Annotated in this window: 11 protein-coding genes; 7 read left to right on the forward strand and 4 right to left on the reverse strand. The window is 40.1% G+C overall.

The window, feature by feature from the left end; all coding sequences use genetic code 11:
• Nucleotides 1-3 precede the first annotated feature (3 nt).
• Complete coding sequence (locus G504_RS0116125; RefSeq protein ID WP_026348637.1) at nt 4-1,335, reverse strand: RagB/SusD family nutrient uptake outer membrane protein; 1,332 nt, start codon at nt 1,333-1,335, stop codon at nt 4-6.
• 10 nt (nt 1,336-1,345) lie between these two features.
• A complete protein-coding gene (locus G504_RS0116130) occupies nt 1,346-4,276 on the reverse strand; it encodes a SusC/RagA family TonB-linked outer membrane protein (protein ID WP_019671232.1) in 2,931 nt (976 codons plus the stop codon).
• A 192-nt stretch (nt 4,277-4,468) separates the two neighbouring features.
• Here G504_RS0116130 and aspS point away from each other — a divergent pair, with 192 nt between their 5' ends.
• From aspS to G504_RS0116155, 4 genes are all read left to right on the forward strand, one after another.
• Nucleotides 4,469-6,223 (forward strand): aspartate--tRNA ligase, encoded by a 1,755-nt coding sequence (aspS, locus tag G504_RS0116135; protein WP_019671233.1) that lies wholly within the window; start codon nt 4,469-4,471, stop codon nt 6,221-6,223.
• A 56-nt stretch (nt 6,224-6,279) separates the two neighbouring features.
• Nucleotides 6,280-8,076 carry a chloride channel protein gene (locus G504_RS0116140; protein WP_019671234.1) on the forward strand — a complete coding sequence of 599 codons (1,797 nt, stop codon included), beginning with the start codon at nt 6,280-6,282 and terminating at the stop codon, nt 8,074-8,076.
• On the forward strand, nt 8,066-8,329 hold the full coding sequence (locus G504_RS0116145; protein ID WP_019671235.1) for a hypothetical protein: 264 nt from the start codon (nt 8,066-8,068) through the stop codon (nt 8,327-8,329). Before G504_RS0116140 ends, G504_RS0116145 begins: the two co-directional genes overlap by 11 nt.
• 90 nt (nt 8,330-8,419) lie before the next feature.
• Nucleotides 8,420-8,614: a cold-shock protein gene (locus tag G504_RS0116155; RefSeq protein WP_019671237.1), complete on the forward strand. Its 195-nt coding sequence runs from the start codon at nt 8,420-8,422 to the stop codon at nt 8,612-8,614.
• 59 nt (nt 8,615-8,673) lie between these two features.
• Here the strand turns inward: G504_RS0116155 and G504_RS0116160 are convergent, their stop codons facing one another.
• The gene (locus G504_RS0116160; RefSeq protein ID WP_019671238.1) at nt 8,674-9,129 is read right to left on the reverse strand and encodes a nucleoside deaminase; all 456 of its coding nucleotides are present in this window, start codon (nt 9,127-9,129) and stop codon (nt 8,674-8,676) included.
• Between the two features lie 69 nt (nt 9,130-9,198).
• Here G504_RS0116160 and G504_RS0116165 point away from each other — a divergent pair, with 69 nt between their 5' ends.
• Both G504_RS0116165 and G504_RS0116170 read left to right on the forward strand, forming a co-directional pair.
• A complete protein-coding gene (locus G504_RS0116165; protein ID WP_019671239.1) occupies nt 9,199-10,968 on the forward strand; it encodes a 1-deoxy-D-xylulose-5-phosphate synthase in 1,770 nt (589 codons plus the stop codon).
• 1 nt (nt 10,969) lies between these two features.
• The gene (locus G504_RS0116170) at nt 10,970-12,067 is read left to right on the forward strand and encodes a DUF3078 domain-containing protein (protein ID WP_026348638.1); all 1,098 of its coding nucleotides are present in this window, start codon (nt 10,970-10,972) and stop codon (nt 12,065-12,067) included.
• On the opposite strand, the gene dgt is transcribed toward G504_RS0116170, so the two are convergent.
• Nucleotides 12,064-13,407, reverse strand: coding sequence for a dGTP triphosphohydrolase (gene dgt, locus G504_RS0116175; RefSeq protein WP_019671241.1), 1,344 nt, complete (start codon nt 13,405-13,407; stop codon nt 12,064-12,066). The two genes, G504_RS0116170 and dgt, sit on opposite strands and share 4 nt — an antisense overlap.
• A gap of 205 nt (nt 13,408-13,612) precedes the next feature.
• Here dgt and G504_RS0116180 point away from each other — a divergent pair, with 205 nt between their 5' ends.
• Nucleotides 13,613-16,426 (forward strand): TonB-dependent receptor, encoded by a 2,814-nt coding sequence (locus G504_RS0116180; RefSeq protein WP_026348639.1) that lies wholly within the window; start codon nt 13,613-13,615, stop codon nt 16,424-16,426.
• Nucleotides 16,427-16,434: the final 8 nt, after the last annotated feature.

Genomic DNA, 16,434 nt, shown 5'->3' on the forward strand with positions numbered 1-16,434 from the left:
CGCCTATTCATTTTCAGAAAGCGGAACAGGCAAAACATTGTAAATCTGGTCTCCGTCCCTGTCAATTGGCAAGGTGCTGGACAATCCATAGCGCCTTAGGTCAAACATTCTATGGTTTTCAGACCACAAAGAATACCTCCTTTGATTCAATAATTCTGTAGTAAGTGCATCGGCTGTTTGTGCTCCTGCGTAATCCGTGAGAGATGCAGAATTACGAATCGTATTTAAAGCGTCTTCGGCATCCTGAAGATTATTTGCCAAAATACTTGCTTCTGCATATAGCAGTATCAACTCCTCGTTCCGAAGGATTTCAACATCTGATACATTAGTAGCATATAAACGCGTTTCATGGGTTCCTGTAAGGCCATCCTGGGAGCTGGGATCCGGCCTTGGTGCAGCCTTGGTTGCTACACGTGTATCGCCTGCCTCAGCCTCATTAATCCAGCTATCATGCACAATAATCTGATCCCCGTTGTTTACATTTTCCGGGGTAGATGGAACCCTGAAAACCGGATTTGCCTGGTCTCCTCCTCCCAGCCCAAAAATATGGTTGGGACCCAGATCCAAAGCACCGGCAAGATCAAAATAAGACCCGGTAAGTGCGGTTAATGCAGATGTGCCATCACCCGCATATACAGCTGCCAGAGCGGCTACAGCCCTGTTAAATTCAGTAAAAGTGGCCGGAGTGTCAAATCCGCTAAACCCGCTACTCAAAGGAAAGGCAAAACTATTCCCTGCACTTGACAGATTTCCCTCAGCTTCGTCTAACAAAGCACGGATTTGTGCTATTGCCTCGTTAAAATCTAATATTGGGCCCAGATTATCAGGGTCGGCTACATCCAATCTGGCACTGCCATAGGATTTTAAAACCTGGATTAATTCATAAGCCTGCATTGTTTTTGCAAACCCAATATATCCATTAGATTCAGCATCTGTAACAAATTCCGTATTAGATGCAGCTTCTATCAACAAATTGGCATTCTTTGTAGCACGGTAACTACCGTTCCATTGTTGCGTACTGTAAAACGAATTATTGTCTAAACCAATTCCTTCTTTTCCCAGAAGATCTCCGGTATTACGAGGATCTGCATCAAATAAATAAAGTTCCCTAGCCATAGTACCACTGGCCGTAACTTCAACACCCAAACCATCTCTGATGGTAGATTCTATTCCTACTACCAGTTCGTTTAATTGTCCTTTTGAAGCATTTTGTTGCACTCCACTGACACTGGGTCCGTCAGGATCTTGTACTTTATCAATTGAGCATGAGTACACTATTACTATAATAGAAAAGGTCCATGCTAACGTAGTTATCTTTTTGATAATATTTTTCATCGTCAATTTTTTAAAAGTTAACATTCAAGTGAAAGTAGAATTGCCTTGAACTGGGAAATGGAGTTACCTCTATTCCACTGGAAAGTCCGGCACCACCATTAACGGATACTTCAGGATCATAACTGCTATAATCCGTTATGGTAAAAATATTTCTGCCTGAAAATCCAAATTTAACACCCTCCACGGTTTCACCAAAAATATTGTTCACGATTTGGGTTGGCAATCTATAATAGACTGCGGCTTCCCTCAAGCGCACATAACCAGCCGGTTCTACAAATCGCAATGCATTGGCAGGTGTCGCCAATCTTGCCTGACCTTCAGCAGTTTCCAGATCCGGGGTTACACCTCCCAAATCCGTCAGGAAAGTAGAAAGGTTGAGATTCTCACCACCTTGTTTCCATTGAAGAAGAAACAATACATCAAATTGTTTAAACAATGTCAGGTTGTTACTGAATGCCATCTGAAAATCCGGCTCAACATTTCCAACTTGTGTTTGAGCACCGTCTATGTTTCCAACCAATTGGGTTACCGGTTTTCCTTCCTCTATAAAGAAGGTTCCTAAACCAAGTCCAAAACCTGCCCCGGGCTGTGGAAAGGCCGGTACATCTAAACGGGTAATTTCAGATCGGTTCAGATAAAATAGAACCCCTGTATTCCATCTAACGTTCTGATTGCTCAGAACATCTGCTCTTAAGCCCAATTCTAACCCTTTGTTCCTCAGGTCTGCAAGATTTGTGGTTTCCTGAGTAAACCCTGTTGAGGCAGGGAGTGCTCTGGTAAGAATTAAATCCTTAACTTGTTTATTATAATAAGTGGCTTCAAAAGTAATGCGGTTTTGGAACAGTCCAAGATCAAATCCCATTTCGATTTCCTTGGCCGTTTCCGGCTCAACATCCGGGTCACCCTTGGCCGCTAAAACCGATTGTCCTATATTACCGCCAATATTATCTGCTCCAAAACTGGTAAAAGTGGCTCCAAAACCGGCCGGATTTCCTGTTTCACCATAAGCAATTCTAAGCTTTAACTGGCTTATATCCTCAATACTCCAAAAATCGAAATTATTAAGGTTTACTGCTAAAGAGGCTTTTGGAAAACCATAGAATTTATTTGGATCTCCATTCCTGCTGGATTTATCCATACGATACCCTAAAGTGGCAATAAACTGATCCCTGTAGTTTCCTTCCACCTGCGCAAAGAATCCAAAATCCTCCTCTTCTGTCCTGTTCTGATCTACAACCTGGTTTACCGATTGATCCACACTTGTTTGACCTGCTGCAAGAAGTGACCCACGGCTATTGACCAAATTCGACTCCTGGCTCAGATACGTTACACCTGCCTGTGTAGTTAAGCCCAGGTCTCCTCCCATTGCATCATGATCCCATACAGCAATGGCTTGTGCATTATACTGTGTAAAGTTATTCTTTCCTACAGCAACAAAACCACCCTGACCACCTATCTGAGCCTGATGTGTTTCGGGAACATAAACATTAGTCTCATTGGCCAAATAATCCAGTCCGCCGCTTAAAACTAATTTTACACGGTTTACATCGGTCGTTAAGATATTGGTATTTAAGGCCAGTCCCTGAACTATACGATTGTTAGTATCATCATTTCTGGCATTGTCTCTTACAAAAATTGGATTCCCCGGATAATTGGGATTATTCGGATAGTTGCCATTAGCATCAGGAAACAAATTATTCCATGGCCTGGTGAACGCCAAAGTATAACCATAACTAAGTCCGCCTTCGTTCTCGTTACCGGTAAAACTCCGACTGGAATTACTTCTGGTGTAATTCGTAGTAGAGGTAAAATCAAAAACATCAGAAATTTTGTGTTCTATATTTGTACGCAGTGAAAGACGGTCAAACCCGGTATTTTTGATAATACCATCCTCGTCTCTGTAGGCACCTCCAACATAGAATTTGGTTTTTTCATTTCCTCCGGTCGCATTCAACCTTGTTTCTGTAATAAGACCTGTTTCCCCATAAATAATGTCTTCAAAATTATAAAGGCTGCCCCGTTCGGCAATTGTTGCATCGTATTTGGCTCTCTCGCCGGCGTCAAATGTCGCCTCCACGGAATCTCCGGTCCAGGGTCTTATCCCCAGAGGGTTCGCAATTTTATTACTGCCTAAATCCTGGCTAAAACTGATTTTGGTTTTCCCGATTTTACCTCGTTTTGTAGTAATTATGATTACCCCTGCATTTCCTCTCTGTCCATAAATTGCCGCTGCAGAAGATCCTTTTAAAACTTCGACATTCTGAATATCATTTGGATCCAGATCCGCCAAACGGTTGCTGGAGTTTTCTTCATTTTCCCTGTTTGCCCCTGAGGCAAACCTTAAACCGGAGGGCACCTCCACATTGTTATAGTAAACGCCGTCTACTATTATCAGAGGCTGGTTGTTTCCATTGATGGAAGAAACACCTCTGAGTCTTAAGGCAAAACCACCACCGGGAGCTCCCGAAGATGCAGTTATATTAACGCCCGGCACTTTTCCATATAGAGCCCCATCTACCGTAGACTGGCTTGTTGTGCCCACCAATTCCTGTGATGAAACTGTGGAAACCGCATTCGCCAAATTTTCTCGTTTTACGGATGTTGCCAAACCGGTAATAACAACCTCGTCCAGCCCGGTTGCAGATTCAGCTAAAACGACATCCAATGTTGTTGCATCCGTAACCCTAATTTCCCTGGTTTCAAATCCCAGAGAGGAAAAAACCAGGATTGCCGGGAAACTGCTGACGGTAATTTCATATTTTCCATCAAAGTCGCTCGTAGTCCCCGTATTGGTCCCTTTTATTACAACATTTACCCCGGGTAAGGGTGATCCATCCAGTTCATCCTGGATATATCCACTGACAGTTGCCTGCGAAAATGCCAGGAATGGCAGCGCAAGAAAAAGCCACAGGAATACCTTGTTAAGTACAGTTTTTTTCATGTTTGGTAGTATTTAGTTAGCTAATATTCTTTCCAAGGTAATGAAGAAAAGGTGTAATCAAAATTAATTTTAAGTTTTTTTTAACATAATTGCCCTTGCAATAATGAAGAATATGAGAGAAAACATGTTCAAGGAGTATGGCTTACAAGCATATCTTCTTACATTTGCGGCGATAAAAACAAGGCACTTAAAATGTACAGGAATCATACTTGTGGTGAATTAAGGTCATCACACATCAATAAAGAAGTTACGCTGTCTGGTTGGGTACAGAAAACAAGGGACAAAGGGTTTGTGGTCTGGGTAGACCTCAGAGATCGGTATGGCATTACCCAATTGGTTTTTGATGAAGAAAGGAGTGATCCTGAAATATTTGAAAAAGCCAGGGCTTTAGGTCGTGAATTTGTTTTACAGGTACGGGGAACTGTTATTGAAAGAACTTCTAAAAACCCGAATCTCCCAACCGGCGATATCGAAATATTAGTTACAGAACTCAATGTCCTGAACGAATCATTGGTACCTCCGTTTACTATTGAAGATAAAACGGATGGTGGTGAGGATCTAAGAATGAAATATCGCTATCTGGATATTCGAAGAAATCCGGTTAAGGAAAATCTTATTTTTCGAAGTAAAGTAACCCTGGAGGTCAGGAATTATCTTACCCATCAAGGCTTTATAGAAGTAGAAACCCCATATTTAATAAAATCTACCCCGGAAGGGGCCCGGGATTTTGTTGTGCCGAGCAGGATGAATGAGGGCCAGTTTTATGCATTGCCCCAATCTCCCCAAACTTTTAAACAGCTGCTCATGGTTGGCGGGCTGGATAAGTATTTTCAGATTGTAAAATGTTTCAGGGACGAGGATTTGCGTGCAGACAGGCAACCTGAATTTACGCAGATAGATTGTGAAATGGCTTTTGTGGAACAGGATGATATTTTAAATGCTTTTGAAGGACTTACGCGGCATTTGCTTCGTGAAATAAATGGCGTTGACACCGGAGAATTCCCCAGGCTGACTTATGATGAGGCCATGCAAAAATATGGCAACGACAAACCGGATATCCGGTTCGGAATGGAATTTGGCGAATTAAATGATATCGCGCAAAACAGAGATTTCAATGTTTTTAATTCTGCTGAATTGGTTGTCGGGTTAGCGGTACCAGGTGCTGCATCCTATACCAGAAAGGAAATAGATCTTTTGATAGAATGGATGCGCCGTCCGCAGATAGGAGCAAAAGGCATGGTGTATGTTAAATGCAATGAAGACGGAAGTTATAAATCTTCTGTCGACAAATTCTACGAACAGGAAGACCTTTCCAATTGGGCGCAACGTACCGGTGCAAAACCGGGAGATCTTATATTTATCCTGTCGGGAAATGCAAATGAAACAAGAACTCAGTTAAGTGCATTGCGCATGGAAATGGCAGGACGCCTGGGACTTAGAAATCCGAAAGAATTTGCTCCATTGTGGGTTGTAGATTTTCCATTACTGGAGTTGGATGAAGAAACTGGCAATTACCATGCCATGCATCACCCATTTACTTCCCCCAAGCCGGGGCAGCTGGAATTGCTTGAAACCGATCCGGCTGCAGTAAGAGCTAATGCCTATGATTTGGTTTTAAATGGAAATGAAATTGGTGGTGGATCCATACGAATTCATGATAAAGAAACACAGGCCACCATGTTCAGACATCTGGGTTTTAGCCCGGAAGAAGCCAAAGAACAATTCGGCTTTTTAATGGATGCTTTCCAGTACGGCGCACCACCACATGGTGGTATTGCATTTGGCCTGGACCGGCTGGTGGCTATTCTTGGAGGACAGGAGACTATCCGGGATTTTATTGCATTTCCAAAAAACAATAGCGGAAGGGATGTCATGATAGATGCTCCTGCTTTTATTGCTGAGGAGCAATTGAAGGAGCTAAATTTAAAATTAGATATTCAATCTTAGCATAAAGCCCCCTTAAAAGTGGCATTTTTTAATACCTTTAAACGTATAATCTAATAATGCCCAACCTAATTACACGCTTGTTTACAAGGTTTCTTAAATGGAGGTATAAACATATTTCCAATAAAACCTTTACGCAGCTGATGAGTGTGGTTGTTGGATTTTTGGCCGGCCTTGCAGCGGTTACCCTAAAAAACATTACCTACTTTATAGAATCCCTTCTGGAAAAGGGAATCGTTTTTTCAAACAATCAACTCTATTTTATCACGCCAATTATTGGCCTTACCCTTGTTTATCTCTATGTAAAGTTTGTGCATAAAGAAAAATTGGAGCACGCCATTTCCTCTATACTTTTTGCCTTGTCTAAAAAGAAAGGAATTATTGGGGTAAAGAAAATATATTTACCCCTGGTTACAGCCCCGTTGACCGTCGGTTTTGGGGGTTCAGTGGGTCTTTTAGGCCCTGCGGTTGCATCCGGAGCGGCCATAAGTTCAAATGTTGCAAGGTTATTACATATTAATGCCAAAACAAGGTCCCTTCTTATAGCCTGTGCTTCTGCCGGAGCCATTTCCTCTATATTCCAATCTCCCATAGCAGCCATAATTTTTGCCGTAGAAGTTTTTAGCCTTGATCTGACCATGATCTCAATGCTCCCATTATTACTGGCTTCCATTTCTGGTGTTCTGACCTCTTATTTTTTTCTTGGTGATGAATCGCTATTTAGTTATTCAATAACTGAAAAGTTTGAAATAAAAGATACCTTTTTCTATATCGTTTTAGGTGTAGGCACGGCTTTCGCATCTATTTATTTTACAAAGATGTATTTTGGAATACTGGCTTTCTTTGAAAGATTCAAAAGTCCAAAATACAAACTCCTGGTCGGGGGGTTAGCCATTGGAATTATGCTCTATTTCATTCCCCCGCTCTATGGGGAAGGTTTTGGTTTTATAAATAATTTGCTGCATGGTGAACATGCTATTGCTTTGGGTAAAACACCTTTCGATAGCTATACAAATAACATATGGGTAGTGATAGCCCTTCTGTTTGGCATTACAATTTTTAAAGCTGTGGCAATGACTACTACTTTTGCGGCAGGTGGTTCCGGAGGTATATTTATCCCTACGATGGTTATGGGAAGTGCTTTGGGCAATGTTGTTGCCAAAGTAATAAATAACCTGGGGCTGGGGCTTTCTGTAAATGAAAGTAATTTTACCCTGATTGGAATGGCAGGTCTTATTGCGGGCGTGCTTCAGGCTCCTTTAACCGCCATCTTTTTAATTGCTGAAATAACCGGGGGCTATGAGCTTTTTGTTCCCCTGATGATTACATCGGCAATATCTTTTCTTCTGACAAAAAATGCAATTGATTATACCATATACACCCGGGAATTAGCGGAACAGGACGCACTTATTACACATGACAAAGATCAGGCTGTTCTTACTTTAATGCAACTCGATGAGATCATTGAACGGAATTTTAAAACCATCCGGCAGGATATGACATTGGGTGAGCTTGTCCATAAAACAGTTGCAAAATCTACAAGGAATATTTTTCCGGTAATAGACGCAAAGGATGCGCTTGTTGGGATCGTATCCTTAGATGACATTCGTGAATTTATGTTCGACACATCAATGTATAACAAAATAACGGTCGAATCCTTTATGCACAACGCGCCAGAGCTTATATTCTATGAAACGGACTCCATGAAGAAGGTAATGCAGAAATTCCAGGATAGCAACGCGTGGAACCTTCCTGTCATAAAAAATGGAAAATATTCAGGATTTATTTCAAAATCCAAGTTGCTGACCGCATATAGAAGGAAGTTGATTAACTTTACTCAGGAAGATGCGAATTAGACTCAAACATATTGTACTTATAATTGTTTTGGCTTCGCTGGGAGCAATCATTTATGGCTTCACACTTGGGGAAGAGCAATCCCAAATTGCCAATAAATTTATAGGTTTTGGCACCGTTGGATTATTTTTAATAGCTATGCCCCTATTTCTTATAAAGGAGAGCAAAAGCAGGAAAGTAAAGGACTATATGCTCACCGAAGAAAATATTCGCAAAATGCAAGGTAAAGCTCCCAAAAAGACTGAAAATCAATAAATTTGGTCAAATTTTACCTTTTCTTTAAAGAGGTCTGCCCAAAAAATCATACTTTCGTATGGTAATTTTTTTATTTTAATACTTATTTTAATGACAGGAACTGTAAAATTTTTCAATGAATCCAAAGGATACGGGTTTATTACCAACGACGACACCGGGAAAGACATCTTTGTTCATGCAACAGCATTGAACGGAGTGGAACTAAACGAAGGCGACAAAGTAGAATACCAAGAAGAAGAAGGTAGAAAGGGCATGGTTGCGGCACAAGTGCAAGTAATCGGATAACAATATTTTATTTTGAATTGAACCATCCCCGATATAGTATCGGGGATTTTTTTTTGCCTTTAATTTAAACTTCGTTTCTGAATAAAAAATCGTTTTAAAAGTTCTGAACACTCCTCTTCCAAAACACCTCCGCTTATAGTTGCTTTAGGATGCAATTGCCCTCCCATAGCAGAAAACCCTCTTTGCGGGTCATAGGCACCAAAAACAATTTTTGAAATTTGACTCCAAAAAAGTGCTCCAGCGCACATTTGGCATGGTTCCAGAGTAACATATAAGGTACAGTTACGCAGGTATTTCCCTCCCAGAAAATTAGCTGCCGCGGTTATTGCCTGCATTTCTGCATGCGCAGTCACATCGTGAAGTTGCTCGGTTAAATTATGTGCCCTTGCAATTATTCTATCCTTTACTACAATTATAGCCCCAATGGGTACCTCTCCTTTCTCAAAAGCAGTCTCTGCTTCCTGTAATGCCTTTTTCATAAAATAGGCGTCGTCGTATGTAAGATCAAAAGACATAATAGTACAATAATAGGTATAGATCTGGTTATAACAAAAAAATGAATTAATGTACATTTGCTACTTCTTATGAAACTATTAAATTCCATCAATTATCCTGCGGACATTCGCAAATTAAAAGCGAAAGAATTACCACTTCTTGCCAAAGAATTAAGGGAATTTATAATTGGCATAGTGGCCGTTAAGGAAGGACATCTTGGCGCAAGCCTTGGTGTGGTAGAATTAACCCTGGCAATTCATTATGTATTCAATACCCCCTTCGACAAATTAATCTGGGATGTGGGGCATCAGGCTTATGGCCATAAAATCATTACAGGTCGCAAAGATGTCTTTAACACCAACAGGCAAATGGGCGGAATTAGCGGTTTTCCAAAAATAGATGAAAGCGAGTATGATTCGTTTGGAACAGGACACAGCTCTACTTCAATATCCGCAATTCTGGGGATGGCCATTGCATCAAAATTAAAAGGAGATAACAAAAGACAACATATTGCGGTTATTGGTGACGCGTCTATTGCCAGTGGGATGGCTTTTGAAGGATTGAACCATGCCGGTGTTTCCAATACGAATGTTCTCATTATCCTTAATGATAATGCCATTGGCATTGATCCAAGTGTGGGGGCACTAAAAAAATACCTTACCAATGTCAAAAAAGGTACCGCAAAAGATGAAAATATTTTTGAATGCCTGAATTTTGATTATACAGGTCCTGTTGACGGACATGACATTGGTTTACTGATAAAAGAATTGGAGCGGCTTAAGGGGGTGAATGGCCCTAAATTACTCCATATCATAACTACCAAGGGGAAAGGACTAAAAAAAGCAGAGGAAAATCAGGTAATTTACCACGCCCCCGGGAAATTTAACAGTAAGACTGGCGATTTGCTGGCTGCAAATAGTGGAGATAAGCCTCCTAAATACCAGGATGTGTTTGGACAGACACTGGTGGAACTGGCCTTAAAAAATGATAAAATTATTGGTATTACCCCTGCTATGCCTACCGGAAGTTCTTTGAAGTTTATGATGGACCAGATTCCGGAAAGAGCTTTTGACGTAGGTATTGCGGAACAACACGCGGTTACAATGGCCGCAGGGATGGCGGTGGAAGGCTTATTGCCATTTTGTGCAATATATTCTACCTTCTTACAAAGGGCTTATGACCAGGTAATTCATGATGTAGCTTTACAGAATCTTCAGGTAGCCTTCTTTCTGGACAGATCCGGACTGGTAGGACAGGATGGCGCTACGCATCATGGAGTTTATGACATAGCTTATTTAAGGTGTATCCCAAATCTCATTATTTTTTCACCCATGAATGAGGTGGAACTCCGCAATATGATGTATACTGTTCAAAAAGGCATGTCCGGACCTATAGCTATTCGCTATCCAAGAGGCCATGGCACGATGACCAATTGGAAACAAGCTTTCCAAAAAATGGAAATCGGGGTTGCAGAAGAATTGATAAAAGGAAATAAAGTTGCCATACTTTCTATTGGGCACATCGGAAATGTTGTTAGTAAAGTTGTCGAAGATTTGAATTTGCAGGGAAAAATAGGCCATTATAATATGCGTTTTGTAAAACCTCTGGATGAAAAAATGCTACGGTATATTTTTAATACTTATGAGCAGGTAGTTACAGTTGAAAATGGCTGCAAAATAGGGGGCTTTGGAAGTGCTATAATAGAATTTGCTAATTCCATAAACAATCGTATCCCAATATCAGTATTAGGAATTGAAGATGTTTTCATTGAACACGGTACAGTAGAACAATTGCATAAGAAGGCGCATATAGATTCGCTTGCTATCAAAAAGCGTATCATAGAATTATTAAAATTATAATATGTCTTTTAGATTAATATTATTGGGCTTGTTGTTATTGTCCTCTACCCGGGCATATTTTCAGGATAGTATTCCTCCTGTTACTGCCATCGACACCACAAAAATTGATACCATTGTAATCCGGGCAACCCAATACAAAGTCAAAGCAGTGCCCAGGGGAATACGTTTTATTAACCCTGATATTTCGTTTAATGATACCAAGGTGCTAAGCGAACCATATGAACCCTTTGTAATTCCATCTTTTTGGACCAGAGAAAATAAATTGGGCTTAAACGTTAGTCAGGTTGCTTTTGTTAATTGGAATGCAGGTGGTGAAAATGCCGTTTCCGGCCTTGGAAACCTGAAATTTATAAGAAATTATAAATTCAGGTACCTAAAATGGAATAACGAGCTAATCCTCAAATATGGGATAAATGTGCAGGAAGGCAGGGAGTTAAGAAAGACAGAGGACGTTATCAGGTTTACCTCTACTTTTGGCTATCGCCGGGATACCCTGAGTAAATGGTATCATTCAGTAAACGTAAAATTTAATACACAAATAACAGATGGTTACAAGTATCCGGACACGGAGAATCGCATCTCCAGATTTATGGCCCCGGGCTATCTGTTTTTTGGTGGCGGCCCTTCCTATGCCCCTGAAGGTGAAAAATTCAACCTCTATCTGTCGCCTACAACGGTAAAAGCAACTTTTGTTCTGGATCAAACACTTGCTAACCAGGGTGCATTTGGAGTGAAAAGGGCGATATATGATGAGGAGGGTAACCTGGTGACCAGGGGAGAAAAAAAGTTTATTGAATTCGGGATATTAGTAACGAATACCTGGGAGAAAGAAATCTCTAAGAATATTATTATGCAGCATCGTCTTAGTCTTTTTACAGATTATGTGAGGAGCTTTGGAAATATTGATATAGACTGGGAATTGAATTTTACATTTAAGGTGAACGACTTATTTGAGGCCAATTTTGGAACCCAGGTTATATATGATGACGATATACGCTTTGATCAGGTAATCGCTGACACCGGAAATGTAATTGATCCGGGGGTGCCCAGAATACAGTTCAGACAGGCCCTGGCCATTGGCCTGGCTTATAATTTTTAAAGTTGTTTCCCGCTTATTTTATTATGTATATGAACTGCCGCACTGTCTGAAAGACTGGCAACAAAACAACTGGCATTCAACAAAACAGAATAGATAGAGCCTTGGGTATTTCTGTATTCAGGGGGCAGGGTTTGTATTAGCAATTTATCATAATTGGTGGGTTTACCTTCCATTTGTCTCACCAGCGCCCTGGTAAATACCTCCAGAATATCCGAAATAATCTTATAGCCGGCAATTTCTTTTTCTATTACTCCGGGAGAACAATAGATTTCATTCACGCTTAGCTGAATAATGTCCGCAACCTGAGCTTTATAATTGCTGCGATCCAAAAGTGACACGCCAAAGGTGCCATCTAGAATTACCTCCTCGTTCTCAATAAAAATTGATACCGCATCACTGATTAAGGTATTAATAGCCAAAGCCCTTAAATAGCTAAGCCTGTCGGCCATAATGGTCAGGGAATTATATTTTTTTGTATTAATGGTGTCTTTGACCAGTTTAATCAAATACTCCAGGGCGTACTCTTCAGAAATTAGTCCCAGGTTTATTCCATCCTCAAAATCAATTATGGTGTAACAGATGTCATCGGCAGCTTCAACCAAATAAGTCAGGGGATGCCGGGAATATGCAATGTCTTTCCCACGGCCTGTAGAGATAAGCCCCAATTCCCCGGCAACTTCTGTAAAGAATTCCTTTTGAGACTGGAAAAATCCAAATTTTTTATCTGCTATATGGGCTGAAGGCTTTTTTGGAAGAGATTCCTTGGGATATTTCATAAAGGCCCCCAGGGTTGCATAGCTCAATCGAAGTCCTCCGGATACACCCTCGCGTGATTCGGTAAGCAACTTAAACCCGTTTGCATTTCCTTCAAAATCAATAAGATCCTGATACTCCTTTGCGGACAAAAGAGATTGATATCTTTTGCCTTCCCCATGTGCAAAGAATTCCCCGATTGCCTTTTCACCACTATGTCCAAATGGCGGATTTCCAATATCATGCGCCAGAGCGGCGGCGGCCACAATAGCTCCAAAATCTCCAAATTTATACCCATGGGTTTCTTTTAAAAAGGGATGCTTTTGCAGCAGCTTTTCACCGGCAATCCTTCCAAGGCTACGCCCCACAACAGAAACTTCCAGGCTATGGGTTAAACGGGTATGAACAAAATCTGTTTTTGAGAGCGGTATTACCTGCGTTTTATCCTGTAGACTCCGGAAAGCTGCAGAAAATATTACCCGGTCATAGTCTACCTCAAAGCCCAGACGCGTCTCATTTTGTTCCCTGCGCAGTCTTTTACTCTGGTCCCCGTGACGCTTTAATGAAAGTAATTTCTCCCACACCATTTTTAAACTTTTGGGGTACAAGTTACTTTTTTTAATTCAGGTAGTTAGTTCATATTCTTCTTTGTTTTCTATAGGGTTTAGGGTCCCTTAACCTTTAGTTAACTTCTTAACACAAATCTAACAATAAGAATATAAATGTTTAACCTGAGGGTAACACAGCTTTTACAACTGCTCACGTTATTTGCGGCGGTATTAAACATAGTAAATGAAACAATTATTATTAAGTCTGCTATTTATAGCGACGATGGCATTCACGAGTAATGCACAAGAAACGGGAAGTATTTTAGGAAAACTTACCGATACAGAAGCCAACAATGAACCGCTGGCTTTTGCAAACGTAATAATCAAGGGTACTACAAAAGGAACTACATCAGATTTTGATGGTTTATATGAATTAAGCGATATAGAACCTGGCACGTATACCGTTGTTTTCAGTTTTTTAGGATACGAAACCGTAGAAATTCCAGATGTAACCGTCGTGGCCGGAAATGTAACCACCTTAGATATTCCAATGTCTGCCTCACAAGGGGTGTCTTTAGACGAGGTTGTTATAACAGTTCAGGCCAGAAAAGATTCTGAAGTGGCATTGTTATTAGATCAGAAACAAGCTGTGGAGATTAAAGAAAGTATTGGAGCCCAACAATTATCAAAAATTGGTGTAACGGACGTAGCCGTGGCTACTACAAAAATATCAGGTGTAACCAGTAGTGAGGCCTCTGGTGACATCTTTATTAGAGGTCTAGGAGATCGTTATCTTTCTACTACTCTTAACGGTTTGGCCGTACCCTCAGATGATGTAGAACGCAAAAACATCGACTTAGGCCTTTTTAACACAAGAGTTATTCAAAATGTAAGTGTTAGTAAAACCTATGATGTTAGCTCTTCAGCAGATCAATCCTCTGGTAATGTAAATATTACTTCTAGAGAATTAGCAGGAAATAGTGAATTGAATATTGGCTTACAATCTGGTTTCAACACAAATATATTAAGTAATGGTGTTTATGGGAACTTCAAAGTTTCTCCTAACTCCAACAATACAGATTTTGGGTTTTACAATCAAAATTTAAATACCCAAGAACTTATAACACAACAAGGTTGGAATACGGTAAAACGAGATAATCCAATAAACTACAGATTTAATGTAGCGGGAGGAAAACGAATTGCCGAAAAACTAGCTATATTTTTCTCTGGTTCGCATTCTAGAAAATTTGAATATGGGGAAGGTATTTTTAGGCAATTCAGATCCAATTTTGTAGACGATACTATAACAGATGCTAGCAATTGGAGAGAAGAGGTTGTTACCTCTGGACTATTAGATCTAACCTATTATATTAATGATAAGAACAAACTTAAATCAAGTACCTTTTTTATAAATACTTTAAATGAGGAGATTTATGAAGGAGGGAGAAATGGTGAAGGCTTTATTTTTGAAGAAACCGATCCTGCAGAAGGACTAGGTCAGTTTATCCGAGACCAAAATACAAAACAGACCCGATTAATCGTGACCCATTTAATTGGTACACATCAGATAGGGGATAAGAATACCCTGCATTGGGCTGGAGGTTACAATCTTGTCAATGCCGATGAACCAAATAGGATACGTAACGAGGTAAACTTTGACCCCAATAGTGATTTTGTTCAATTGGGTAGAACTGGTGGGTTTCAACAAAGAAAGTCAAGTCAGACTATAGAGGATGTTGAATATAATGGATTTATCAAAGATGAATTCCGTATTAAGGAGGACGGTCCTAACCCAATGAAATTAGAATTTGGGGTAAACTTTAGAAAGAAAGAAAGAGATTTTAGATCAGAATTTGTAGGTGTTGAAGAAAGAACCACCAATACGATAAACCCACCATCCATAGATAATTTAGGAGCCATTTTTCAGCAATCAAACTTTGATTCAGGAGACTTACAATTAAATCTACTTCAGCCAGATTTATATGTCGGAAATTTAGATTCACAGGCAGCTTTTGTCGATTTTAATATCGGATTTAACAAGTTTAATGCAGATTTTGGTTTAAGGTATCAAAGAGATCAAATAGACGTAGCTTTTGATGTAGGAAACTTTCCAGGTAGGGTTGGTGAAAGTGTTAAAGAATATGATAACTTCTATCCTAGTGTAAATCTAAAGTATGATTTTAACGAGAAACAAGCCTTGCGCTTTGCATTTAGTAGAACCATTACACTTCCAGAATTTAAAGAAATAGCCCCGTTTGAATATGTTTCTCAAGTTGGACAAGTTACTCGTGGTAATCCAGATTTAGAAGCCTCTCGTGATCTAAATTTTGATCTTAAGTGGGAATTTTTTCCTTCCAACGACCAGCTAATCTCTGTTGCTGCATTTTATAAGAATATCAGTGATCCTATAAACAGAGCCCAAGATCGAGGTTCTGCAGGAGTTTTTTCTTATTTCAATACCGGAAATAAGGCAGAAGTCATTGGCATAGAAGCCGAAACAAAACTTAATCTCATAAATGCCGAAATAAATGGGGAAACCAATGTTCCCAGTACTAGTGGGCTAAACCTGGTATTTAATGTGAGCAGAATGTGGCATAGCCAAGATTTAAAAGAAGTATTTGATGAAGAGGGAAATTTCATCAGAACTTTTAGATATAAAGGCCTAACAGAAGAGGGCCTAGAAGGAGCTTCGGACTGGATATTAAATGCAAGTCTCAATTTTACCTCACCAGGTGAAAATCCATTTAATGCTTCCTTAACAGCAAATTATGCCTCAGATAAAATATTCGCGATTGGTGCTCCTGAAATACAAAGTGAAAGTGAAACATTTTATAATGACGCAATCGTAGAAAAAGGTTTTGTGGTGTTAGATGCCGTAATAAGCAAAGAATTTAGCGAGCACTGGCGCCTGCGATTTATTGGCCGGAACTTATTAAACCCTAGTATAGAAAGAACACAATTGGTTAAACCAAGTACTACAGGAATAGAAACCGAAGAATTGGTCCGATCCTATACCAGAGGTGCTCAGATAAATCTGGGACTGAGTTATACATTTTAAATTAATTA

Origin of the sequence: Eudoraea adriatica DSM 19308, from assembly GCF_000382125.1 — a bacterium.
Taxonomy (GTDB): domain Bacteria; phylum Bacteroidota; class Bacteroidia; order Flavobacteriales; family Flavobacteriaceae; genus Eudoraea; species Eudoraea adriatica.

Bases quoted from the DNA above. Each gene is read 5' to 3' on its own strand.
- G504_RS0116130 (WP_019671232.1), bottom strand. From the start codon at position 4,276: ATGAAAAAAACTGTACTTAACAAGGTATTCCTGTGGCTTTTTCTTGCG.
- G504_RS0116160 (WP_019671238.1), bottom strand. From the start codon at position 9,129: ATGTCTTTTGATCTTACATACGACGACGCCTATTTTATGAAAAAGGCA.
- G504_RS0116145 (WP_019671235.1), top strand. From the start codon at position 8,066: ATGCGAATTAGACTCAAACATATTGTACTTATAATTGTTTTGGCTTCG.
- G504_RS0116125 (WP_026348637.1), bottom strand. From the start codon at position 1,335: ATGAAAAATATTATCAAAAAGATAACTACGTTAGCATGGACCTTTTCT.
- G504_RS0116140 (WP_019671234.1), top strand. From the start codon at position 6,280: ATGCCCAACCTAATTACACGCTTGTTTACAAGGTTTCTTAAATGGAGG.
- G504_RS0116170 (WP_026348638.1), top strand. From the start codon at position 10,970: ATGTCTTTTAGATTAATATTATTGGGCTTGTTGTTATTGTCCTCTACC.
- G504_RS0116165 (WP_019671239.1), top strand. From the start codon at position 9,199: ATGAAACTATTAAATTCCATCAATTATCCTGCGGACATTCGCAAATTA.
- aspS (WP_019671233.1), top strand. From the start codon at position 4,469: ATGTACAGGAATCATACTTGTGGTGAATTAAGGTCATCACACATCAAT.
- G504_RS0116180 (WP_026348639.1), top strand. From the start codon at position 13,613: ATGAAACAATTATTATTAAGTCTGCTATTTATAGCGACGATGGCATTC.
- dgt (WP_019671241.1), bottom strand. From the start codon at position 13,407: ATGGTGTGGGAGAAATTACTTTCATTAAAGCGTCACGGGGACCAGAGT.
- G504_RS0116155 (WP_019671237.1), top strand. From the start codon at position 8,420: ATGACAGGAACTGTAAAATTTTTCAATGAATCCAAAGGATACGGGTTT.